The sequence below is a fragment of the Pseudomonas laurylsulfativorans genome, assembly GCF_002906155.1.
Taxonomy (GTDB): Bacteria; Pseudomonadota; Gammaproteobacteria; order Pseudomonadales; family Pseudomonadaceae; genus Aquipseudomonas; species Aquipseudomonas laurylsulfativorans.
This window is the reverse complement of sequence record NZ_MUJK01000004.1, coordinates 570,369-593,348: the sequence shown is the minus strand read 5'-3', so window position 1 is coordinate 593,348 and position 22,980 is coordinate 570,369. Positions and strand designations below refer to the sequence as shown.

Here is a 22,980-nt window from a genome sequence, read left to right as displayed (position 1 = left end):
CCGAGGTCGATGGCGGCAATAGCTACGTTGTTCATGGCAATGATCTCCGATGAGCCCTCTGTGAAAGCTTAGTGGGCGATCACAGGGGGCAGCGGGGGGGTAGCCATTTCATTAGTTTGGCGTTCACATCATTTCGACCAGGACGCGGTCACCTGTAGGAGCTGGCTTGCCAGCGATGGTCGTTAACGATGACGCGTGTGAACTGGATAAACGCCGCGCCCTTGAGTCCATCGCCAGCAAGCCGGCTCCTACAGTTTGGCGTTCACATCATTTCGACCAGGACGCGGTCCCTTGTAGGAGCTGGCTTGCCAGCGATGGTCGTTAACGATAACGCGTATGCACTGAATAAACGCGGCGCCCTTGAGTCCATCGCCAGCAAGCTGTCTCCTACAGTTTGGCGTTCACATCATTCGACGCGGTCCCTTGTAGGAGCTGGCTTGCCAGCGATGGTCGTTAACGATGACGCGTATAAACCGGATAAACGCCGCGCCCTTGAGACCATCGCCAGCAAGCCGGCTCCTACCGTTTGGTGTTCACATCATTTCGACTCGGACGCGGTCTCCTGTAGGAGCTGGCTTGCCAGCGATGGTCGTTAACGATAACGCGTATAAACCGGATAAACGCGGCGCACTTGAGCCCATCGCCAGCAAGCTGGCTCCTACAATCCATCGCCGCCAAGCCGGCTCCTACAAGACCGCATTAACCTGACGTTTTTCGCCAGCACGGTCGCTCCCATAGGTTGATCAATGGGCGATACACACCGACTTGAGCTCGGTGTAAGCCTCGATCACCGCACGGCCAAACTCGCGGCCCATGCCCGATTGCTTGACGCCACCGAACGGCATCGCCGGATCGAGCAGCACATGGGCGTTGACCCAGACCGTACCGGCTTCGATGCGTGGCACCAGGTTCATGGCCTTGCCCAGGTCGTTGGTCCACAGGCTCGCAGCCAGACCGTAGCGGTTGTCGTTGGCCAGTTCGATCACGGCGTCTTCGTCGTCGAACGGCATCACGCCCAGTACCGGACCGAACACTTCTTCGCGGGCCACGGCCATGCTGTGGTCGATGTCCGCCAGAATGGTCGGCTGCACGAAGAAACCGTCGCCTTGCAGCAACTCACCGCCCGTCACCACGCGCGCGCCTTCCTGGCGAGCCAGTTCGATGTGCTTGAGCACGCTTTGCTGTTGCTTGCGCGACACCAGCGGGTTGATGGCCGCGTCGCAGTTCATGCCGGCGCCAATCGGCATCGCCGACACGGCGGCCGCCAGGGCTTCGACGAATTGATCGTGGATCGAACGGTGTACGTAGAAGCGCGACGCAGCGGCGCAGACCTGGCCGTTATTGAGCAGGCCGCCGAGAATCGCGCCTTGCACGGCTTTTTCGATGTTGGCATCGGCGAGCACGATCATCGGGTTCTTGCCGCCCAGCTCCAGAGAGAAGCGCGTCATGTTTTCCATGCACGCCACGCCGACGCTCTTGCCCACGGCGGTGGAGCCGGTGAAAGACACCTTGCTCACCAACGGATGCGCGGTCAGCACGCCACCGACCGAAGCACCACCACCGGTAACCACGTTGAACACACCGGCCGGGATGCCCGCTTCCAGCGCCAGTTCGGCCAGGCGCATGGCGGTCAGCGGGGTTTCCATCGCTGGCTTGATGATCACCGTGCAACCGGTGGCCAGGGCCGGCATCAGTTTCCAGGCGGCGATCAGCAGCGGGAAGTTCCACGGCACGATACCAACCACCACGCCTACTGGCTCACGCTTGGTGAACGCGGTGAACTTCGCACCAGGAGGCAGCGGGATCGACACATCGAAGGTCTGGCCTTCGATCTTGGTCGCCCAGCCGGACATGTAGCGCATGAATTCCACGGTGGCGTTCAGGTCCAGCGCGCGGGCCATGTTGATCGACTTGCCCTGGCTCAGGGTTTCCAGCTGGGCCAGCTCTTCGGCGTGTTCTTCGACCAGGCGGGTGAAGTTCAGCAGGATGCGTTCACGGTCGGCCGGACGCAGGCTCGACCACACGCCGGACTTGAACGCCTTGTGCGACGACTGCACGGCACGCTCGACGATGTCCAGCGGTGCATCCAGGGTTTCGCACAGGGTTTGCCCGGTGGCCGGGTTGACCACGGCGATGCTGTCGCCCTCGGCAAATACCCACTGGCCGTCAATGAAGCAGCCATGACGACGCTCTAGGAATGCAGCAACCTGGGGCAGGATTTCAACGTTGCTCATAATTCACCTTTCATTCAGGTGTAGGAGCCGGCTTGCTGGCGATAGCGTCTTGACGGGCAGTGCAGGACTCAAGGTCGCTTTCGCTGGCAAGCCAGCGCCTACAGGGGGTGGTTGGTTGTCAGGCGGTAATCCGTCTGATCAGTGTTGTTCTTTGAGGAAGCACGCGACCGCCTGGCGGTCGTCGGCGGACGCCAGGCCCATGTACGGCATGTAGGTGCCCGGCACGAAGGCCTGGGGCTGGGTGATCAATTGCGTGATGTTCTCGGCTTGCCAGTCGACGTCTTTGTCGCGCATGGCCTGGGAGTAGCTGAAACCCGCCAGCGAGCCGGACTTGCGCCCGTACACGCCGAACAGGTTCGGCCCCATCATGCCGGTCGTGCCCTTGGTCACCGCATGGCAGACGCTGCACTCGGTGGCAAACACTTCGGCACCACGACGGGTATCCGTGGCGCACTCGGCGGCGGACACCGCCTGAACCAGGGTGAAGGACAGCAAGCCGATGAGGGGCAAACGCAACGAAGTGAACATAGGAAAACGACCTTGAAAATCCACGCGTTCGTCAGCAGACGAACACCAACACTAAAAATGCCGAGGCAACGGTGCTCCGGCAGGTTGGTAGGGATTGTCGGTGGTCGCCGGCACGCAGGTTTTGCCCTGCGTGCCAGTTGTGTTGGCCGGGCTGCCAAACCGGCCAATCTGGCATGCACAACCAACTAATTGGCAAACAGGGAAAAGGGCAAAGAAAAGTCGGGCCTTAGTATCTAAAAAGACCGCAAACCTGCGCTCAAGAACAAGAACGGATGCCTCACCATGCTCAAGTCCCCCTTGCTTCGTCTCTCGACGCTCGCGCTGATGATCAGTGCCGGCAATGCCGGTGCCTATGAACTCTACGCCGATGACGACAGCCACCTGAACGCTACCCTCGAAGCCGTGTTCGGCATTTTCCACAGCCAGGAAAACTACGCCCTGTCCGGCCGCCTGAGTGAAGGCAGCTCGTCGTGGCGCGAGGGCTACATCAAATATGGTTTGAGTTTCGACAAGGGCCTGGGCGGTGCGGGCACGGCTTACGGTGCGGGCAACATGCTCAGCTCCGGCACCTGGGGGGACGGCGATGCCGCCGGTTTCAGTGATGGTTCGGAACGCACCACCAAGTTCGAAGACGCCTACCTCGGCTGGCGCTCGGCCGACCTGTTCAGCGCCCTGGGCAAGGACGGCGTCGACCTGTCCTTCGGTCGCCAGAATATCGTGGTCGGTGATGGCTTCCTGATCGATGGCGATGCCTTGAACATGGGCAAGGGCCTGGCCGATGGCGAGTTCAACCGTGGCGGCGCCTACTACCTGGCGGCACGCAAAGCCTTCGACGAAACCGCCGTACTGCGTCTGGGCGGCAAGGAAGGCTGGCGCAGTGACCTGATGTGGCTCAAATCCGACAACCGCGCCCAGGCCAAGACCGAAATGTACGTCGGCACCCTGGAGCACGTGGCCGAGGCCGGCACGGTCGGCCTGACCTACATCAAGACCACCGATATCGATGAACAGTACGCCTCGCCGATCCAGCTCGAACGCGACGGCATGAAGACCTACAGCCTGCGTGCGGCGGGCAACGCCGGGGTGAAAGACCTGTTCCTGTCCGGTGAGTACGCCAAGCAGGACAAACCCAACACCTCCAGCGAAGACGCCTGGTACCTGGAAGCCGGCTGGACCTTCTCCGACGCGGTCTGGACACCTAGCGCCAGCTACCGCTACAGCCGCTTCTCGGAAGGCTACGACACCCTGTTCTACGGTTTCAGCCGTGGCTACGGCACCTGGTTCCAGGGCGAGGTCGCGGGCAACTACGCCGGACCGTTCAACAGCAACTCGCGCATCCAGAACGTCACGTTGAAAGTCTCGCCGCTGGAGAACCTCAACGTCGGCGCGATGTACTTCAACTACGACACCATCGACCGCAACCTGGGCAACACCGATGGCCACGAAGTCGACCTGTACGCCGAATGGCACGTCAACGACCACCTGACCGTGATGCCACTGGTGGGCATCTACCAACCGGACAAGAGCGCCGAAGACGGCGGCACCCAACTGGGTAACAACGACAAGAACGTCTACGCCCAGGTGGTGTTCGCCACCGGTTTCTAATCTCGGCCGCGGGCAGTGGCCACGCCATTGCCCGCGTGGAAAAAGGTATTTCCAATGCACAGAACATTCCTGGCGATCCAGAGCAAGATCGCCCTCCTCGCCGGCCTCTGCCTGCTGCTGGTCGTCGGCTTGTTGATGGGGTTGTCGCTCTATCAGACCCACAAGAGCAGCCAGCAAGTGGCCCAGGCCAGCGGCGACATGCTCGCCAATGCGGCCAGGGAACACATGCAAGCCCTGGGCAAAGTGCAGGCCATGCAGGTGCAACGCACCTTCATGCAGACCCACGAATACGGCCAAGGGTTATCGCGGTACCTGTTGTACCTGCGACAGCTGCAACAACAGGGCAGCCTGACCCGCCACCAACTGCGCCAGGAGCTGAGTACCCAGCTGCACCAGGCCTTGATCGACAAGCCCGACCTGCTCGGGCTTTATGTCATTTTCGAACCCGGCGGACTCGACGGCGCCGACGCCGACTTCGCCAACCAGGCGGAACTTGGCAGCAACGAAACCGGACGCTTCGCCCTGTATTGGGTGCAGAGCAAACCGGGCGAACTGCAAGCGGTGATCGGTGACGAAGGCCTGCTCGCCAACACCGAACCAGGCCCCAGCGGCGCACCGTACAACGCCTTCTACACCTGTGCCCGCGACACCCGGCAGGCCTGTGTCCTGGAACCGTATTTCGATGAGGCCTCCGGCAGCCGCAAACTGGTGACCAGTGTGGCGTTCCCGTTGATGGAGAACGGCAAAGTCATCGCGGTGGTCGGGCTGGACATCAACCTCGCCGCCCTGCAACAAAACAGCGAGGCCAGCGCCCGTGAGCTGTTCGATGGCAACGGCCAGATCAGCATCGTCAGCCCGCGCGGGGTGATCTCCGCCAACAGCCAGGACGTCGGTCGCCTTGGTCAGCCGATGGACAACGCCGAGGTGATGGACAGCCTGCGTCAGGGCCAGCCCAAAGTGTTTGTCGACGCCCGGCAAATCAAGGTGCTTGAACCGCTGTCACCGATTGCCGGCGCCGCACCCTGGGGCGTGTTGGTCGGTGTGCCGCAGAGCGTGTTGCTGGCACCGGTCACTACCCTGCAGAAAGAACTCGATGCCCAAGGCGTGCAAAGCACTGCGCTGGAGCTCCTGCTCGGTGGCGGCTCGGCCCTGCTCGGCCTGCTGTTGATCTGGTACACGGCGCAACGCATCACCCGGCCGCTGCAAGTGCTGACCCGAGTCATGGAGGACATCTCCCTCGGCGAAGGCGACCTGACCCGGCGCCTGCAAGTGCAATCGCGGGATGAAATCGGCCAGTTGGCGACCGCCTTCAACCGCTTTGTCGAGCGCATCCACCATTCAATCCGCGAGGTGTCGTCTGCCGCCCTGGGCGTCAATGAAGGCGCGCGGCGCGTACTGGATGCTTCGAACGCCTCGATGAGCAATTTCGACGATCAATCCACCCGCACCAACAGCGTGGCGGCGGCGATCAACCAGCTCGGCGCGGCTGCCCAAGAGATCGCCCATAACGCCTCGGATGCCTCGCAACAGGCTTCGTCTGCACGACAGCAAGCCGAGGATGGGCGTCAGGTGGTGCAGCGCACGATCGAGGTGATGAACGAACTGTCCGGCAAGATCAGTGCCTCGTGCGCCAACATCGAAGTGCTCAACGACAAGACCGTGAACATCGGGCAGATCCTCGAGGTGATCAAGGGCATCTCCCAGCAGACCAACCTACTGGCGCTCAACGCCGCCATTGAAGCGGCGCGGGCCGGTGAAGCGGGTCGTGGGTTTGCGGTGGTGGCGGACGAAGTGCGCAGCCTGGCCGGACGCACCCAGGCCTCGGCGCTGGAGATCCAGCAGATGATCGAGGAACTGCAAGTGGGCGCACGGCAATCGGTCACCACCATGACCGAGAGCCAGCGCCACAGCGAAGAAAGCGTCACCATCGCCAACCTCGCCGGCTCCCGCCTGGGCAGCGTGACCCAGCGCATCGGTGAGATCGACAACGTCAACCAGTCCGTCGCCGCCGCCACCGAGGAACAGACCGCCGTGGTCGAAGCCTTGAACGTCGACATCACCCGGATCAACACCCTGAACCAGCAAGGAGTGGAGAACCTGCAAGCGACATTGCGGGCCTGTACCGAGCTGGAACAACAGGCCGGGCGATTGAATCAATTGGTGGGGAGCTTTCGCATCTGAGATTTGGGTTGCCTGACACCCCGCCATCGCGGGCAAGCCCGCTCCCACAATTGGATTTTTTGTCGTGCACAAATCCTGTGCTCACCAAAGATCCCCTGTGGGAGCGAGCCTGCTCGCGAAGAGGCCATCACATCCAACATCACTGTCGCCTGACACTCCGCCATCGCGGGCAAGCCCGCTCCCACAATTGGATTTTTTGTCGTTCACAAATCCTGTGTTCACCAAAGATCCCCTGTGGGAGCGAGCCTGCTCGCGAAGAGGCCGGCACATCCAACATCTCCACTGACTGACACGCCGCCATCGCGAGCAAGCTCGGACACAGTGATCTACGCCAGCTAACATAAATCTGGCACCCACAACCAACCACATGGCATGGGTGCACACATACCGCGCTGCACCCCGGGCGTAGTATCGAAACCGACCTTCAGGGCACAACCCGCTTCAGGGTGCCCTGCAATGCAACGCTGAACCCCTCCATTTCTCACTAAAACAATAAATCGGCCTTCGGGTCGCGGGAGACTTCTGTGCTTAAGAAAAGTGCGCTGGGCTGGCCAAAGATAGCCGGTCTCGGAATTGCGTTGGTGGTGGCCGGGCAGTTTTCCGGCTGGAACTTCGGGTTGGCGGCCGGTGGCTGGTTGAACATGCTGATCGCCACGTTGTTGATGGCCCTGCTCTGCGGCGGCCTGGCGTTATGCGTGGCGGAACTGTCCACCGCATTGCCCAGCGCCGGCGGCGTATTCGTCTATGCGCAAAGCGCCTTCGGGCCATTCGTGGGTTATCTGGTGGGTGTGGCTTGCGCACTGGCGCTGACCATCGGCACCGGTGCCGCCGCGACCTTTATCTGCGCCTACACCGAATCGATTTTCGGCCTTGGCGGCTGGCCGGTGAAGATCGCCCTGTTCGCGGTGATCGTCGGCATCCACATGCGCGGCGTCGGTGAGGCCATGGGCCTGACCTTCATCGCGGGCATCATCGCCGTGATCGCCCTGCTCACGTTCGGCGTCGCCATGGCCCCCCATGTCGAACTGGCCAATCTGCTGAAACTGCCCGCCAGCGTCGCAACGCCGGTGAGCCTCGGCGGCATCTTCGCCTGCGTGCCGTTCGCCATCTGGCTGTTCATCACCGTTGAGCAAACCGGCTCGGCCGCCGAAGAAGCGCACAACCCCGGCCGCAGCATGCCACGGGGCATTCTGGCGGCGATCGGCACTTTGCTCGTGACGGCACTGGTGGTGCTGGTGTGCGCACCGGGTGCCGGTGGTGTCGAGTTGGTCGGTTCGGCAGGTGATCCGTTGTACGCGGCGATGTCCAGCAACAGCGCCTTCGGTGACGGCTCATGGCTGGCCAAGGTGATTGGCTGCGGCGCGGTGTTCGGCTTGATCGCGACCTTCTTTTCCCTGGTCTACGCCGCTTCCCGTCAACTGTTCGCCATGGCCCGCGACGGCCTGTTCCCGCAATGGCTGGGCAAGACCGGCAAACGCGGCACGCCCTGGCCGGCGCTGTTGCTGATCGGTGCCATTGGTCTGCCGCTGTCCGAAGTGGACCCGGCCACGGTGATGCTCGCGGTCGTGCTGCTGCTCAACGTTTGCTACCTGTTCATTTTCGGCGCTTACCTGCGCATCAAAAACAGTCAACCGGACCTGCCACGCCCGTTCACTTTGCTCGGCGGCAAACGGGTTGCGTGGCTGGGCCTGGCCCTGACGCTGGTGGTGATCGCCGCCTGCTTCCAGCTCGACATGCTGATGCTGATCGCCCTCGCCGTGACCTTCACCCTGTGCATTTTCAATTACCTGCTGCGCAACCGTCGCACCACCGTCATCGAGGTTCCAGACCATGCCTGAAGAGACTCTCCTGCAGCGCCGCCATCGCGTGCTCGGCAGCGCCTCGCCGCTGTTCTACGACAAACCCCTGCACTTGGTGCGTGGCGAAGGCGTCTGGCTATTCGATGTCGACGGTCGCCGCTACCTCGACGTCTACAACAACGTGCCCTGCGTCGGCCACTGCAACCCCCACGTGACCGAGGCCATGCACCGCCAGGCGACCACGCTGAACATCCACACCCGCTACCTGGATGAGCAAGTGGTGCGCTACGCCGAGCGCCTGACCGCGACCTTCGCCGAGCCGCTGGACACCGCCATGTTCACCTGCACCGGCAGCGAGGCCAATGAGCTGGCGCTGCGTCTGGCACGCTTTGCCAGTGGTGGCACCGGCATCATCGTCAGTGACTACAACTACCACGGCAACTCGGCGTCGCTGGCCGAAGTCACCACCGCCCTGCCCTCGCCAGAGCCCTTCGCCGCCCATGCCCGGGCTGTGCCGATTCCGTGCCTGTACCACGCACCGGCCGGCACCACCGAGGCGCAACTGGCCGAGCAGTACGCGGCCAATGTCGCGGCGGCGATTGCCTCGATGCAGGCCCAGGGCATTCGCCCAGCCGCACTGCTGATCGACACCCTGTTCGCCAACGAAGGCCTGCCCCGGGTGCCGGCCAGCTTCGTCAACAAGGCAGCAAAGCTGATCCGTGCGGCGGGCGGGCTGTTCATCGCCGACGAAGTGCAGTCCGGTTTCGGCCGTACCGGCGATCACCTGTGGGGCCATCAGGCCCACGGCGTGGTGCCGGACATCGTCACCCTCGGCAAACCGATGGGTAACGGCTATCCACTGGCCGGGCTGATCACCCACAAGGCCTTGGTCGAATCCTTCGGTCGCCACGCCATGTACTTCAACACCTTCGGCGGCTCGCCCGTGGCGGCGGCGGTCGGCATGGCAGTGCTGGATGTGATCGAAGAACAGCAACTGCTGAAAAACGCACAAAGCGTCGGCGCCTATGTGCAGCAACGCCTGCAAGTACTGGCCGGCAAACACTCGATCATCGGCGACGTGCGCGGCAAGGGATTGTTCTTCGCCATGGAACTGGTGCGTGACCACGCCAGCAAGGAGCCGGCCGGGCTGGAGGCGCGCAAGGTGGTCAACGACATGCGCGAAAACGGTGTGCTGATCAGCAAGATCGGCGCCGGCGACAACATTCTCAAACTGCGCCCGCCGCTGGTGTTCGGCCGCGATCACGCGGACCTGTTCGTTGACACGCTGGATAACGCGCTCAGCGCGATCTGAGGCCCTGCCATGACTGAATTCCACACCCTCCCCCATGACCAGCAAGTCGCCCGCCTGCACGAACTGGCACGCCACGCCCTGCAACAGTGGGAAGGCGATTTCGCTGACATTGAACTGGTGAAATTCCGCGAGAACGCGGTGTTCTCGGCCCGCCGTCACGACGGCCAGCGGGTGGCCCTGCGCATCCATCGCAATGGCTATCACTGCGAAGCCGCGCTACGCTCCGAGCTGCAATGGATGGAGGCACTGGCGGGCGCCGGCATTACCGTGCCGCCAATCATCCGTGCGCAGAATCAAAGCCATCTGATCGAAGTCAACCATCAAGACATCGGCGAACCACGCCACATCGACATGCTCGCCTGGCTGCCCGGTGCGACTGCCGGTACGTCCGAAGCAGGTGTGCAGGCCGATACCGAAATCGATTTCCTGTTCAATGAAGCCGGGGCGATTGCCGCACGGATTCACCTGCATTCGGCCGAGTGGCAACAGCCGGACGAGTTTGTCCGGCATGCCTGGGACGAGGAAGGCTTGATTGGCGCCAACCCGTTCTGGGGGCGTTTCTGGGAGCTGGAGCAGCTCAGCGATGAACAGCGGGACTTGCTGCAACAGGCGCGGCGTACGGCGCGCAAGGACTTGCGCCAATACGGCCGGCACCTGGGTAACTTCGGCATGATCCACGCCGATCTGGTGCCGGAAAACCTGCTGATCGAAGGCCCGCGATTGCGCCTGATCGACTTCGACGATGCCGGGTTCGGCTGGCACATGTTCGAACTGGCCACGGCGCTGTACTTCTGCCTGGATGACCCGCGCTTTGATCAGATCAAGGCGGCGCTGCTCGACGGCTACCACGCGGTCAAGCCGCTGACCGAGGCGGATCGCAAGACCCTGGCGTTGTTCCTGATGCTGCGTGGCACTACGTACCTGGGCTGGATTCACACCCGCCAGGGCACGCCGACAGCGATCGAGATGGCGCCGATGTTGATCGAGCGGGCTTGCTTGTTGGCTCGGGAGTATTTGCAGCAGTAACGATGCTTTTGTGGCGAGGGAGCTTGCTCCCGCTGGGCAGCGAAGCGGCCCCAAAACCAATCAATGCGGTTATCCAGATGAACCGCGTTGCCAAGGTTTACGACTGCTGCGCAGCCGAGCGGGAGCAAGCTCCCTCGCCATAGGATTACCCTCTGCCTCAGAAATCGCTATGCCGGCGGATCAAAGTTATCCAGCGCCCGATTCACCGCCAACTCCCCCAGCATGATCACTTGCGCGATACCCAGCAGGGTGTTGCGGTGCGTGCCTTCCAGGAAACCCGCCAGGTCATGGGCCATGACGTTCGCAGACGCCAGCGATTCGCAAGCGTGGACCCGCAGGGTTTCGATATCGATGTCGGGGTTGATGGTGAACAGGGTGGAGGGTTTGTGCGGGGTGGCCATGATGTGCAGGGCCGGGTTGGGGCAAGCGTCGTTGTCCGGTGGATCAGGGGTAATCTTCAACATCCTTCGGTCTCCAGGACTGGAGCCGTCACCGGCTTGCGACTAAACAAGGGGGTGGCAGCTGTACGCAGGTTAGTCGACCGGGGAGACACGAAACCGGCGCGCCCGAAGGCGCCCTGCGCACAGCTGCCATCGAGTGCAGGGATGGGGAATACCTGACTGTCTGGACTGCCAATGCGCCTCATATCACCACGGGCGACTAAACCCGATCACTGGAATCAGTGACGCGGACCAAGTTACCGATGGCCTCCAAGGCGCACAAGCCGGCGGATTCTGGCGTAGCTGTAGGCAATGCCGCAAGGTGCTGTAGCTTGCAGGACGTTACGCCTACAGCCGTTAAACATGCTCTTCGAACTGGCACCGCCATCGCGAGCTTGCTCACGACTCCCCGACCGACAAAGGCTTGTTCAGCTCCCCTATCTTTTCCAGCCGCGCCCGAACGATATTGCGGCTGATGTTCAGCAACCGTCCGGTCTGCAACTGGTTGCCATGGCAGAATCGGTAAGCTGCGCGAAAGATGGTCTCCTCGATGTGTTCATACAGGTCTGGAATATTCTGTTCGAACAGTGCGTTGAGCGCCGCCTCCAGATTTACCGGTCCGGCAACGGCATGGCCCGCTTGAACCGCTTGCTCCTGTTCATGGCGGATGCCCGAGGAACGCATGTCCACCAGGTGCAAGTCCGCGGGAGCGACCCGCTGATTGCGACACACCAGCAAGGCATGGTGAATCGAGTTTTCCAGCTCACGGATGTTGCCCGGCCAACTGTGCTCCAGCAGTTTGCGTTCCGCCTCGATACTCAAAGAGGCACGGTTGTAGCCCAGTCGCTGGCAATGCTCTTCGAGGAAAAACTCAGCCAGTGGCAAGATGTCTCCCGGCCGTTCGCGCAAGGGTGGAAGGCGAATCGTGGCGACGTGCAAACGGTAAAAAAGATCCTCGCGAAAGTGCCCGGCAACCACCGCATCCGCCAGGTTGACGTTGGTCGCGGCCACCAGGCGTACGTTGATTGGAATCGGGGTGCGCGAGCCCAAGCGCACCACTTCTCGCTCCTGTAAGACTCGCAGTAATTTGACCTGCATGTTCAACGGCAGATCACCGATCTCGTCGAGGAACAGCGTCCCGCCATTCGCGGCCTCGAACCACCCGGCCTTGGTCGTGGTAGCGCCTGTGAACGCACCTTTTTCATGGCCGAACAGTTCACTTTCCACCAGGGTTTCGGCAAACGCACCGCAGTTGACGGCAACAAAGGGCTCACGCCCCCTGCGGCTCAGGTGGTGAATATGCCTTGCGACCAACTCCTTACCGGTTCCGGTTTCACCAATGATCAACGTATTGGCTTCACTCGGGGCCAGGCGCTCGATGCGGCTGAGTAATTCCTGGGATCGCGGGTCCTTGAACACCAGGACGGTGGCCCGCACCGATTTGGTCAATTCGCGAGCGTTTGGATGAGTAATCAGCGACATGGTGCATTCCTGGCAGTAAAAGCGCGTGCTCAATAGTGCATGAAGATCATTAGACTAAAAAATTATTAATTAGCATTTGTATATTCCTAATACGAATATCACGTGCATTTGCTTCCAGCCTGCTGCTGGAGCAGCAATTGGCAAGCATCCCCCTGTTTGCAGATCAGCACCCGTCACCCATCAGTTCGACCTACCTTCCCGCCAGAAGCCACGCAGTACAAGGCCTGCAGCAATTTTCTCATGCTATGGCATGCAATCTGCTCTCTCCCCTCCCAACACAAACACACAGACACCGCGGCAACCGATCCACAACACGCACCTGTAGGAGCTGGCTTGCCAGCGATGGCGTCCGCAACAGCGGCGCAAGGGTCGAAGGCCTCATCGCCAGCAAGCCGGCTCCTACGGGGGAAGGTGTACCGGGTGGTTTTTTTGTAGGAGCTGGCTTGCCAGCGATAGCGTCCGCAAACGCGCTGCAAGGGTCGAAGGCCTTATCGCCAGCAAGCCGGCTCCTACAGTCGACTCAGGGAGATTTCAATGAAACGTTTCTGGCGCAACAGCCTGGTCGCATTGACCGGTTTTCTACTCAGTGCCACCGCACTGGCCGAACAGCTACCGACGTCGGTGAAGATCGCCATTGTCGCTTACACCCAAGGTGGCAAACCGGTGTTTGGTGGTATCGCTGGCCGGGTGATCGAGGATGGCTGGCTTGAACAGCAACTGAGTCAGCGCGGCGTGAAACTGGAGTGGATCGCCCTGCCCCACGCCGGCGCCGGTCCGCAGATCAACGAAGGCTTCAGCAACAACAGCATCGACTTCGCCGTACGCGGCGACCTGCCCTCGGTGATCGCCGGCGCGGGTGGAGTGCCGGGCAAGCTGATCGTCCCGGGTGGTAGCGGCAACAACATCTACCTTGTGGTGCCGGCCGGCTCCGAGGCCAAGAGCATTGAAGACCTCAAGGGCAAGCGACTGGCCCTGCATCGCGGTCGTCCCTGGGAGTTCGCCTTCAGCAATTTCCTCGCCAGCAAGGGCCTGAAGCTCGACGATTTCAAGGTCGCCAACCTCAATCCGCAAGTCGGCGCGGCGGCGGTATCCGCCGGCAAAGTGGATGCGGCGGTGCTGCTCAGCGAGGCTTATGCCCTGGAAGACAAAGGCGTGGGCAAGATTATCTGGTCAACCAAGCAAGGTGCCAATGACTGGCGCCTGGTGTCCGATCTCTGGGGCACCGACAGTTTCGTCGCACAACATCCGGACATTACTCAGCTACTGGCGACTGCCTGGGTCAAAGCGGCGTGGTGGATTTCCCAGGAACAGAATCAAGACGCCTATTACCAACTGTCCTCCCGCGCCGGCACGGCTGAAAGCGTGCTGCGTCGTGATGACTTGAACGATCCCGTGGCCTGGAAAGAGCGCTGGGCACCCAAAAGCGACCAGCAACTCAAGGCGCATTACCAGGCCCTGACCGCCTACGCCCTGGCCAATCACCTGATTCGCGACAACTACGACATCACCCCTTCGCTGGCCACCGGTTTCACCAACCAGGCGCTGATCGATCTGAAGCTCACCGACTACTGGCCGGCCCTGCGTGGCCAAGTCAGCAACAATCCATGAATAGGGAATTCCTGATGAAACTGCCGCATAAATTCGTCTTCGGTCTGAGCGTCCTGGCGCTGTCCATGAGTGCCATGGCCGCGGGTGCACACGCGCCGAAACCCGATCCGCTGCAAGGTGATGGCCGAGTCTCGGCGTTCTACACCTGGCAAGAGGTGATTCCTGCCACACCGGGCAAGCTTCTGCGCAGCGAGCCATTGCAAAAGACATTGAGTCTGCCCAACGCGGCAAGCGCCCAGCGGATTCTCTATAGCTCAACCGACGGCATTGATAACAAGACCCCGATCGTGGTCTCCGGCACGTTGTTCCTGCCCAAGGGCAAGGCGCCCGCCGGTGGTTGGCCGGTTGCCAGTTGGGGGCACGGCACGGTCGGTGTAGCAGACGTTTGTGCGCCGTCCTGGCAAGGCCGATCCTATCGCGACGTGCAGTACCTCAGCCGCTGGCTGGACGAAGGTTATGCCATTGTCGCCACCGATTATCAGGGCCTCGGCGTTCCCGGTGGCCACCCGTTGCTGAACAATCGCATGGCCGCCTACGGCATTCTCGATGCGGCCAAGGCAGTGATCGCAGGCGTTCCGGGGCTGGCCAACAAGGTGCTGATCGTCGGTCAGTCCCAGGGGGGCGCGGGTGCATTCGCCTCGGCGGCCTATGCCCCGACTTATGCGCCCGGCCTCGGCGTCAAAGGCAGCATCGGTACCGGCGTGATTTACACCGTGGGGGCGAAAAACGTCGGTGAGCAGGACCCGGACAAAGTCGATGCTTCCCTTGCCTACGGTTTCTACACCTTGCTGGCTGCCCAGCAGTACGACCCAAGCATCAACCCCAGGGATTTCTACACCGACAAGGCGCTGCCACTGTTCGAGCAAGCCCGCACCAGTTGCCTCGCGGCGCTGGTCAGCGATGTGGTTGGCGTCGGCCTGACCCCGGCCAATGCGAAAAAAGACTACAAGGGCGACCAGCTTGCCCTGTGGCAGAAACAAGTGTCCTACCCGACGCTGAAACTGGCCCAACCGATTTTCATCGGCACCGGTGCCGAAGACAAAACCCCGGCGGCCTCGACTCAAGTCGCGCTGATGCAGGACGCCTGCAAAACCGGTTCGGTGGTCGAAGGCCATCTCTACAAAGGGCTGGGCCATAGCGAAACGGTCAACGCCTCCCTCAAGGACTCGGTGCCTTTCGCCCACAAGGTCATCAATGACCAGCCCATCAGCCCGATCTGCAACCCCAGCGTGCAGTGAGACGGAGCCCTCGACATGAGCATTGAATTTTTCACCCGCCTGCCTCTTCACGGCGAAACCCAGTTCCTCCCCGGCGACCCGCGCAACCGTGGCGACTGGCATCGCGGCGGCCCGAGCACCGGCGCGGTCTCGGCGTTCAACGTGGGCGACCACTTCACCTACATCGATTACCTGGGGCAGATCGCCAAGGCCGCGGAGATCAACGGCTTCGGCGGCGCCCTGATGGTCAACGCACCCTCGGGCGAAGAACCCTGGACCGTCTGCTCGCTGCTGGCCCGGGAAACCCGCACGCTGAAATTCGTCACCGCGTTCCAGCCCTATCACTACACGCCGTGGGTGGCCGTGCAGCAAGCCGCAACCTACCAGCGCGCCACCGGCAACCGGTTGGTCTGGAACATTATCAATGGTGGCTCGGATGCGATTCAGCGGCAGGTCGGCGACTTCAGCGACCACGATGAGCGCTATGACCGGGCCATCGAGTTCATGGACGTGGTCAAGGGCTATTGGCACAACGAGAACTTCCACTACGAGGGCAAGTTCTACAAAGCCGAAGGCGGTGGTTTGCGCGGGCCATTGAAGAAAGCCGAGCTGCCACTGATCTGCACCGCCGGTTCATCGATCCCGGCTCGGGAGTTCGCAGCCAAACACGCCGACTTCTACCTGATGCGCGCCGAGCATCCGGATGAGATTGCCACACTAATTGCCGATATTCGCGAGCGTGCCTTGAAGTACGGGCGCACCGACATTCGTTTTGGCTTGTCGATCGACGTCATCACCCGGGAGACCGAGGAACTGGCCCGCACCGAAGCCAAGCGCTTCTTCGACGAAGGCATCGCCAGAGGCGCGGTCAAGGCTGTGGCCGCACATGCCGGGCTGCGCACGGCACGCAAGCTCAGCTACGAAAACCAGTTCGCGCAAAAGGCCGAGACCCAAGGCTTCGACGACTTTTTCATTCACCCTAACGTCTGGACCGGTTTCGGCTATATCGGCATTCCGCCCGGTTGCGCGCTGGTGGGCAGCCATGAAAATGTCGTGGCGCGAATTCGCGAGTACAACGCCATCGGCATCGATCTGTTCTTCCTCGCCGGCTACCCGCACTTGGAGGAAGCCTATCGCCTGGGCGAGCACATCCTGCCGCACTTTCGCAGTGAGCGCAGCGAGCTGAACCGCCCTTCTCCAGCGCCGCTGGAACTGCGCTCCGCCAACGGCCCGAGTGGAGCCTGATGCCATGAGCGACGATCACTCATTGTTCAGCCGCCGGGATTTTCTCGGCCACAGCGCGCTGCTTGGCGGTGGCTTGCTGCTCGGAGGCGGACTGCTCGCCGGCTGCGGTCCGAGCAGCGAAAAGCCAACCGTCAACGCCACTGCCAACCTTCAACCGCGCTATGGCGGACGCCTGCGCCTGGGCATTCTCGACGGTAACCAGAGCGGTAACCTCGACGCGCACAAGCCCATTGGCAGCGGTATCGTTCGCGGCTTTGCGCTGTACAGCAAGCTGTGGGAGTGGGACGAACAGATGCAGCCGCGCCTGGCCCTGGCCGAGTTCGCCGAACCGAACGCCGATGCCAGCAGTTGGACGCTGCGTCTGCGCCAGGACCTGGAGTTCCACCATGGCAAGACCATCGATGCCGATGACCTGATCTTCTCGATACGCCGTCTGACCGATCCGCAATTGGCCTCGCCCTATGCCGCGCTGTTGCACTGGGTGGACCGCGACAACCTGGTCAAGCTCGACTCGCGCACCGTGCGCCTGAACTTTCGCGAAGGCCGCAGCTACATGCCGCTGGCGGAGACTTGGGTCAACTTTGGCGGGATCGTGCCGGTGGATTATCACCCGGTGTCCAACCCGGTGGGCGCTGGCCCCTACAAACTGAAAAGCTTCACTCCCGGCCAGCGTTCGCTGTTCACGCGATTCGAGAACTACTACAAGGACGGCAAGCCGTACGCCGATGAGCTTGAAATCATCGACTTCAAGGATCAGGTTTCGCGCCTGGCGGCCCTGCGTTCCGGACAGATCGACATGGCCAACGTGATGCCCACCGAGCAGTTGCAAGTGCTGCAGCGCGATCCAAGGCTCACGGTACTCAAATCGGTGACCGGCAACTGGTTGTCGTTCGACATGAACCTCGACAAGCCACCGTTCAACGACCCGCGGGTACGCGAGGCATTCCGCCTGTTGGCTGATCGGGAAGAACTGGTGCGCCGGGCACTCAACGGTCAAGGCCGTGTGGCCAATGACCTTTACGCTCCAAGCGACCCAACCTTCAACCACACCCTGGGACCGCGCCCTCACGACCCGCAGCGTGCGGCGCAACTGCTCAGGGAAGCCGGGCATGAAAACCTGGAACTGGAACTGGTGACGACACCGGGGCCGGGGCTGACTTCGGCGCTGGTGCTGGCTGAACAGGCCAAGCGCATCGGCGTTACGCTCAAGGTCAAGCAGGTCGATCTGGCCACTTTTCAGGGACCGCAACGCAACGACTGGACACTGAGTACCGGCGGCAGTATCGGCGCGCCATTCCTGGCCAGCGCGATTCACACCGACGCGCCGTTTGCCGTATCGAACAAGACCCATTTCAACGATCCCCAGTTCAGCGAGTTGTTCCTGGCGGCCATGGCCCAACCCGACCTGGAAAAGCGCAAGACCCTGGTCCACCAGGTCCAGCAGATCCAGTACGAACGCGGCGGCATGTTGATCTGGGGTTACGCCGATTTGCTCGACAGCGTGGCCAACCGCGTCGGTGGCGCGGCGGCCGAAGAGTCGCTGTTCAGCACCTGGCGCTTTGAAAAACTCTGGTTGAAAGACACGGCGTAACCAGACACCAGTGACCTGTAGGAGCCGGCTTGCCGGCGATGGCAATGGTGGCCGTTACGACGCCATCGCCGGCAAGCCGGCTCCTACAGGGGCGATGTAGGCGTGTTTACGCAATTCAATGATTTTATCTTTCGAGGCACATTTTCATGCCCTCTATCGGCTTCGTTCGTCCCGCTTCTGGCCACGCTCTGGCATGGGTCATCGTTTCTACCCTGTCGACAGCGACCTTTGCCGCCGACACTCAACTGCAAACCGTCACGGTTCAGGCCAGCGCCGGCGATTCCGACGATGACGCCCTGCCCACGCGGCCGGAGTCTTCGATCTATGGAGGCATCGAAACCAAGGTGCTCGACACCCCGCGTTCGATCTCCCAGATCAATGCCGAACAACTGGCCGACGACCCGATCCGCAGTTCCGACGATCTGGTCAAATATGCCCCGGGCATCACTCGCGGTGGTGGCCAGAACGCCGGGATCGCGCCGCAATTTCGCGCCCAGGGCTCTGAAGTATTCCAGGACGGTCAGCGGGCTTACGGCGTGCGCCATCCAGCCAACTTCAACGCCTATGAAGGCGCCGACATCGTCGCCGGCCCATCCTCGGTGACTTATGGTTCGGTGTCAGGCAGCGGCGGTTACGTCAACTACCTGAGCAAAAAGCCCAACTTCAGTGAATTCAAAACCAGGCTCAGTGGCGAGGTGGGCAGTTGGGTGCCGGACGGTGAATCCCGCGACGCCACTAAATTCAGCGTCGATAACACCGGGCCGCTGAGTGACAACCTGGCTTATCGGATCAGTATCACCAAACAACGTCAGGAAGACTTCTACGACAACGTCGACAACAACTTCGACGCGTTCTACGGCGCGCTGGCCTGGCGCAACGACAGCGTGCGCGTGGACTGGAATGCCAGTTACGACGACTACTACGACTACAACATCACCCACGGCTGGAACCGCGCCAACCAGGAACTGGTGGACAGCGGCAAATACTACGCCGGGCGCGCCACACCGATCATCCAGAACGGCAACACCCTGTGGTCGCCGGTGCTGGCCTCCGGCGCGGCCGATGCGCCGACCCTGGGCTGGGTCAAACGCCAACGCAACGCTCAAGGGCAATACAGTGTGGTCGACGGCAGTTTCCAGACCGCCTCCCCCAACACCCGAAGCAACCCTGGCAGCCTGCGTGGCTGGGTCTACGACCCGTCGCTCGCCGGCAACGGCCTGACCTCCCTGTCCTCTCAAGCCGGCCAGCGCGATGAGGATGAAAACACCTCACGGCGCTTCACCACGCAACTGCGGGTGGAGGCCGACCTGACGCCGACCATCACCCTGGCCAACAACACGTTTTACCAGCGCTCACGGGACATGACCGACGCGGTTGGGTCTTTCCAGGTGCAGTCCAAGGACAATATTTTCGATAACCGCTTCGAGTTTCGTTCGCGCAACGAAGCACAGCTGGGCGGCTTGACCCTGCGTGATGACAGCAATACAGGGCTGATCTATCGCCGCGAGTTCAACCAGTCGATCGCCGCCAACAACAGTTTTGGCTCGACCATCAACGCCTATGACCTGACCCAGGACCCTTCGGGCAAGAACCCGGGGAGCCTTCTGGGGCTGACCGGCTCCAACCCCGCCGGCGGTAACGCTGCCTGGATCGGCCAGCCTGGCGTACCACAGTTTTCCAACCTCTATGGCTGGCTGAACCTGCCGCCGATGTACCCGGCCGGCCATGGCTTGTACGCTGAGTCCGTCGCGCCCTACACCGCCGAAAGTACCTGGACCACCCAGACATTGTTCACCCAGCACAACCTGCGATTGGGTGAGCGTGTCGGCCTGAACATTGGCGCCAGCCGCAGCTGGATCGATGCCGAAATCGATAACCCGTTCGTGCTCGCCGGTGGCAACCCGCGCAAGGACAGCGACAACTACCGACTGTTTGCCTTTCAGGTCAGCCCGTACATCAAGCCGACCGAGAACAGCACGCTGTACTACACCTTCGATCGTTCACTGGCCGTCAACACCGGGTTCTTCTCCAATGGCCTTGGCTGGGGCAGCGGCGCGGGCGCGAACCTGCTCAATCCGCTGGCGTTCGAAAGCCTGAGTGTCTTGCACGAAGTCGGGCTGAAAGTCGAAGCCGTGCCCAACGAATTGTTCATGAGCCTGGCAGCGTTCAAGCAGGAGCGGGATCAATCACCCGACAGCAACAACAACATCGCGCGACTGGTGATCAAGGGCGTGGAGTCGACCATTCGCTACCAGCCTGACGATCACCTGCGCACGGCGTTGAACCTTTCGAAACTCAGCGCCTACAACGAGTTTGCCTCCCAGTCCGGGTTTGCTTCTGCGGGTTTCATTCCCGACAACGGCACGGTGTTCGGCGACAACAATAGCCTTAACCAGCGACCGTCCGGGCGCTTCGACGCGGTGCAGATACCCGAATACACCGCCAGTGGCTATGTCGACTATCGCTTCGATTCAGGCTTTGGTGCCGAGCTGTCCGGGTGGTGGACCAGTAGCTGGTACCTGAACCTGAGCAAGACCGTGAAAATCCCGGACGAGTACAACCTCGATCTCGCTGTGTACTACCGCCAGCCGCAGTGGAGCACCACCCTGCGTGTGCTCAACCTGACCAATGAACTGAACTTCGTCAGCGGTCTGGCCGGTTCCACCAATACCTTCCTGCAACCCATGCCCAGCCGCACGTTGCTGGCCCAGGTGGATTACCAATTCTAAGCCAGCGGCCTGCCCGCTTACCGCAATCAGGAGTGTTCCCATGTCCATTGAATTCGTCGGCATGATTTTCCCCCGCCAGTGGTCCGAGACCCGAGGTGTTCGCAGCCCGGATTTTGATCTGGAATTTATCCGTCACCACGCCCGTGCCCACGAGCACGCCGGCTTCGACCGGGTGCTGATCGCCAGCGGCCCGGGCAGCGCGGACAGTTTGCAGATCGCCGCCTATGCCGCTGCGCACACCGAACGCCTGGGGTTCATGATCGCCCACCGCCCGGCCCTCACCGCGCCGACCGTCGCCGCCAGGGCCTTTGCGACACTTGATCACACCACGGGCGGCGGACGGATTCGCCTGCATGCCATTACCGGCATCACCGCCGAGCCCCAGGAAGGGGACTTCCTGCTAGACAAAACCGAGCGCTATAAACGCACCGATGAGTACCTGGAAATCGTCCGGCGCACCTGGACCGAGGATGACCCCTTCGACTTCGAGGGGCAGTACTTCAACATCAAAGGCGCCTTCTCACCGGTCAAGCCGTTGCAAAAACCACACATTCCGATTTCCTTTGGCGGGTCTTCGGATATCGCCTATCAGATCGCGGTCAAGCACGCGGACCTGTATGCCTTGTGGGGTGAGCCTTTGAGCGGCGTCGCCGAGCAGATCGGCAAGCTTCGCGCGGCCGCCAGCGCGGCGGGTGTGGAGGCGCCGAGGGTCAGTCTGTCCGTGCGTTTGATCCTTGGCGCGACCGAGGAACTGGCGTGGAAACGGGCGCAACAGATCCTCGATCAGATCAAGGCCAACCCGCAGTTTGCCGCCGGCAGCCCCTGGCAAAAACGCATCAAGGGCACCGGTTCCGAACGCTTGCTTGCCGCCGCTGCGGCGGGTGATCGTCATGACCGTGCGCTATGGATGCCCACCGCCACCGCGGTCGGTGCCTATGGAGACACTACCGCCCTGGTCGGCACCCCGGAAACCGTGGCCCAGGCCTTGCTCGATTACGTTGACCTGGGAGTGACCACATTTCTTAACCGTGGCTACGATCCCCTGTACGACACGGTTGATTACGGACGCTGGATCATTCCGGCGGTGCGTGAAGAAGCGCGCCGTCGAAAGGCGCGAGTTGCGTAAGCTCACCGACGCCATCGCCGGCAAGCCGGCTCCTACAGGACCGTATTCACAACGACCCATTGTAGGAGCTGGCTTGCCAGCGATGGCGGCCGCACATCCACCATCGCATCCCCGGCAAGCCGGCTCCTACAGCCATTTGGCATCCCACAACGGGTAATCATGTACTCGCCTGACAAGGCCTGCCCGTATGGGGTTGGCAATAACGTAACGTGCCACCGCGAGTAAATCCTCTTCACGCCGAATGGCCCGGTCATGGAAGCCTTTTTGCCAAAGTCGTCCATCGCGTCCAAGGTGGGCATTGACGGCTCGAGCGCTGCGGGATTTGGTAGCCAACATCAATGCAGGCAAGGTGCAGTCCCTCAGTTCAACCAGCCAATGGAAATGATCCGGCATCACCACCCAGGCCAGAGATTCAGCCAGGTCGGCGGTATAAGCCTGTTGAAACTGCCGTACGAGTAATCGCCCGGTTTGCCAATTGGTAAACACCGGTTCTCGATTCCGGATCACAGCGGTAAGCAAATAGATTTGCCCGGATTGGGAATAACGCCCGGCGCGTAGCCGGCTCGCGTGGGGAAGATCAGGCATTCCATTGCCCTCTTGTGTTCAAGACAGAAACACAAGGCTAGTGCGCGAGGATGAATGTCATCCGCAGTATCTGGTTTCGGATGTGTCTATGCGGACGCCATCGCCGGCAAGCCGGCTCCTACAGGACCGTATTCACAACGACCATTTGTAGGAGCTGGCTTGCCAGCGATGGCGGCATCACATTCACCATCGCATCGCCGGCAGGTGGGTTCCGACAGGGACCGTATTCACAACAACCATTTGTAGGAGCTGGCTTGCCAGCGATGGCGGCG

General features: G+C 61.5%; 16 protein-coding genes and 1 pseudogene. 12 read left to right on the top strand and 5 right to left on the bottom strand.

Translation table 11 applies throughout. The annotated features are described in order from the left end of the window. Window positions 1-743: 743 nt before the first annotated feature. Entirely contained in the window at window positions 744-2,234 is a 1,491-nt protein-coding gene (locus B0D71_RS16675) for an aldehyde dehydrogenase family protein (RefSeq protein ID WP_103395742.1), read from the bottom strand. A gap of 138 nt (window positions 2,235-2,372) precedes the next feature. Further along, window positions 2,373-2,762 carry a c-type cytochrome gene (locus tag B0D71_RS16670; RefSeq protein WP_103395741.1) on the bottom strand — a complete coding sequence of 130 codons (390 nt, stop codon included), beginning with the start codon at window positions 2,760-2,762 and terminating at the stop codon, window positions 2,373-2,375. 282 nt (window positions 2,763-3,044) lie between these two features. Here B0D71_RS16670 and B0D71_RS16665 point away from each other — a divergent pair, with 282 nt between their 5' ends. The 6 genes and pseudogenes from B0D71_RS16665 (at window position 3,045) to B0D71_RS16640 (ending at window position 10,685) form a co-directional block, all read left to right on the top strand. Beyond that, on the top strand, window positions 3,045-4,367 hold the full coding sequence (locus tag B0D71_RS16665; RefSeq protein ID WP_103395740.1) for an alginate export family protein: 1,323 nt from the start codon (window positions 3,045-3,047) through the stop codon (window positions 4,365-4,367). Between the two features lie 54 nt (window positions 4,368-4,421). Next, a pseudogene (locus B0D71_RS32395) lies at window positions 4,422-5,690 on the top strand (methyl-accepting chemotaxis protein); the annotation flags it as partial. A gap of 93 nt (window positions 5,691-5,783) precedes the next feature. Next, window positions 5,784-6,548: a methyl-accepting chemotaxis protein gene (locus B0D71_RS32390; protein ID WP_420825138.1), complete on the top strand. Its 765-nt coding sequence runs from the start codon at window positions 5,784-5,786 to the stop codon at window positions 6,546-6,548. 524 nt (window positions 6,549-7,072) lie between these two features. Further along, on the top strand, window positions 7,073-8,386 hold the full coding sequence (locus B0D71_RS16650) for an amino acid permease (RefSeq protein ID WP_103395738.1): 1,314 nt from the start codon (window positions 7,073-7,075) through the stop codon (window positions 8,384-8,386). Beyond that, a complete protein-coding gene (locus B0D71_RS16645) occupies window positions 8,379-9,659 on the top strand; it encodes an aspartate aminotransferase family protein (RefSeq protein WP_103395737.1) in 1,281 nt (426 codons plus the stop codon). Before B0D71_RS16650 ends, B0D71_RS16645 begins: the two co-directional genes overlap by 8 nt. Before the next feature lie 9 nt (window positions 9,660-9,668). Further along, window positions 9,669-10,685 (top strand): phosphotransferase enzyme family protein, encoded by a 1,017-nt coding sequence (locus tag B0D71_RS16640; RefSeq protein WP_103395736.1) that lies wholly within the window; start codon window positions 9,669-9,671, stop codon window positions 10,683-10,685. Window positions 10,686-10,852: 167 nt separating this feature from the next. Here the strand turns inward: B0D71_RS16640 and B0D71_RS16635 are convergent, their stop codons facing one another. Together B0D71_RS16635 and B0D71_RS16630 are read right to left on the bottom strand one after the other, a co-directional pair. Next, a complete protein-coding gene (locus tag B0D71_RS16635; protein WP_103395735.1) occupies window positions 10,853-11,149 on the bottom strand; it encodes a DUF6124 family protein in 297 nt (98 codons plus the stop codon). 375 nt (window positions 11,150-11,524) lie between these two features. After that, window positions 11,525-12,607: a sigma-54 interaction domain-containing protein gene (locus B0D71_RS16630; protein ID WP_103395734.1), complete on the bottom strand. Its 1,083-nt coding sequence runs from the start codon at window positions 12,605-12,607 to the stop codon at window positions 11,525-11,527. A 534-nt stretch (window positions 12,608-13,141) separates the two neighbouring features. Between B0D71_RS16630 and B0D71_RS16625 the strand changes: the two genes are divergently transcribed. The 6 genes from B0D71_RS16625 (at window position 13,142) to B0D71_RS16600 (ending at window position 22,123) form a co-directional block, all read left to right on the top strand. Next, window positions 13,142-14,215, top strand: a complete 1,074-nt coding sequence (locus B0D71_RS16625) for an ABC transporter substrate-binding protein (RefSeq protein WP_103395733.1) — start codon at window positions 13,142-13,144, stop codon at window positions 14,213-14,215. A 14-nt stretch (window positions 14,216-14,229) separates the two neighbouring features. Beyond that, the gene (locus B0D71_RS16620) at window positions 14,230-15,453 is read left to right on the top strand and encodes a lipase family protein (RefSeq protein WP_103395732.1); all 1,224 of its coding nucleotides are present in this window, start codon (window positions 14,230-14,232) and stop codon (window positions 15,451-15,453) included. Between the two features lie 15 nt (window positions 15,454-15,468). Then, window positions 15,469-16,677 (top strand): LLM class flavin-dependent oxidoreductase, encoded by a 1,209-nt coding sequence (locus B0D71_RS16615; protein ID WP_103395731.1) that lies wholly within the window; start codon window positions 15,469-15,471, stop codon window positions 16,675-16,677. Window positions 16,678-16,681: 4 nt separating this feature from the next. Then, the gene (locus B0D71_RS16610) at window positions 16,682-18,268 is read left to right on the top strand and encodes an ABC transporter substrate-binding protein (RefSeq protein ID WP_103395730.1); all 1,587 of its coding nucleotides are present in this window, start codon (window positions 16,682-16,684) and stop codon (window positions 18,266-18,268) included. 146 nt (window positions 18,269-18,414) lie between these two features. After that, on the top strand, window positions 18,415-20,997 hold the full coding sequence (locus B0D71_RS16605) for a TonB-dependent receptor plug domain-containing protein (RefSeq protein ID WP_103395729.1): 2,583 nt from the start codon (window positions 18,415-18,417) through the stop codon (window positions 20,995-20,997). Window positions 20,998-21,037: 40 nt separating this feature from the next. Continuing rightward, window positions 21,038-22,123 (top strand): LLM class flavin-dependent oxidoreductase, encoded by a 1,086-nt coding sequence (locus B0D71_RS16600; RefSeq protein WP_103395728.1) that lies wholly within the window; start codon window positions 21,038-21,040, stop codon window positions 22,121-22,123. A 126-nt stretch (window positions 22,124-22,249) separates the two neighbouring features. On the opposite strand, the gene B0D71_RS16595 is transcribed toward B0D71_RS16600, so the two are convergent. Continuing rightward, window positions 22,250-22,708 carry an REP-associated tyrosine transposase gene (locus B0D71_RS16595; RefSeq protein WP_103395727.1) on the bottom strand — a complete coding sequence of 153 codons (459 nt, stop codon included), beginning with the start codon at window positions 22,706-22,708 and terminating at the stop codon, window positions 22,250-22,252. Between the last annotated feature and the right edge of the window lie 272 nt (window positions 22,709-22,980).

What these genes read in the sequence shown, in the direction of transcription:
- B0D71_RS16675 (WP_103395742.1), bottom strand. Translation starts at nt 2,234, where the DNA reads ATGAGCAACGTTGAAATCCTGCCCCAGGTTGCTGCATTCCTAGAGCGT.
- B0D71_RS16670 (WP_103395741.1), bottom strand. Translation starts at nt 2,762, where the DNA reads ATGTTCACTTCGTTGCGTTTGCCCCTCATCGGCTTGCTGTCCTTCACC.
- B0D71_RS16665 (WP_103395740.1), top strand. Translation starts at nt 3,045, where the DNA reads ATGCTCAAGTCCCCCTTGCTTCGTCTCTCGACGCTCGCGCTGATGATC.
- B0D71_RS32390 (WP_420825138.1), top strand. Translation starts at nt 5,784, where the DNA reads ATGAGCAATTTCGACGATCAATCCACCCGCACCAACAGCGTGGCGGCG.
- B0D71_RS16645 (WP_103395737.1), top strand. Translation starts at nt 8,379, where the DNA reads ATGCCTGAAGAGACTCTCCTGCAGCGCCGCCATCGCGTGCTCGGCAGC.
- B0D71_RS16640 (WP_103395736.1), top strand. Translation starts at nt 9,669, where the DNA reads ATGACTGAATTCCACACCCTCCCCCATGACCAGCAAGTCGCCCGCCTG.
- B0D71_RS16635 (WP_103395735.1), bottom strand. Translation starts at nt 11,149, where the DNA reads ATGTTGAAGATTACCCCTGATCCACCGGACAACGACGCTTGCCCCAAC.
- B0D71_RS16630 (WP_103395734.1), bottom strand. Translation starts at nt 12,607, where the DNA reads ATGTCGCTGATTACTCATCCAAACGCTCGCGAATTGACCAAATCGGTG.
- B0D71_RS16625 (WP_103395733.1), top strand. Translation starts at nt 13,142, where the DNA reads ATGAAACGTTTCTGGCGCAACAGCCTGGTCGCATTGACCGGTTTTCTA.
- B0D71_RS16620 (WP_103395732.1), top strand. Translation starts at nt 14,230, where the DNA reads ATGAAACTGCCGCATAAATTCGTCTTCGGTCTGAGCGTCCTGGCGCTG.
- B0D71_RS16615 (WP_103395731.1), top strand. Translation starts at nt 15,469, where the DNA reads ATGAGCATTGAATTTTTCACCCGCCTGCCTCTTCACGGCGAAACCCAG.
- B0D71_RS16610 (WP_103395730.1), top strand. Translation starts at nt 16,682, where the DNA reads ATGAGCGACGATCACTCATTGTTCAGCCGCCGGGATTTTCTCGGCCAC.
- B0D71_RS16605 (WP_103395729.1), top strand. Translation starts at nt 18,415, where the DNA reads ATGCCCTCTATCGGCTTCGTTCGTCCCGCTTCTGGCCACGCTCTGGCA.
- B0D71_RS16600 (WP_103395728.1), top strand. Translation starts at nt 21,038, where the DNA reads ATGTCCATTGAATTCGTCGGCATGATTTTCCCCCGCCAGTGGTCCGAG.
- B0D71_RS16595 (WP_103395727.1), bottom strand. Translation starts at nt 22,708, where the DNA reads ATGCCTGATCTTCCCCACGCGAGCCGGCTACGCGCCGGGCGTTATTCC.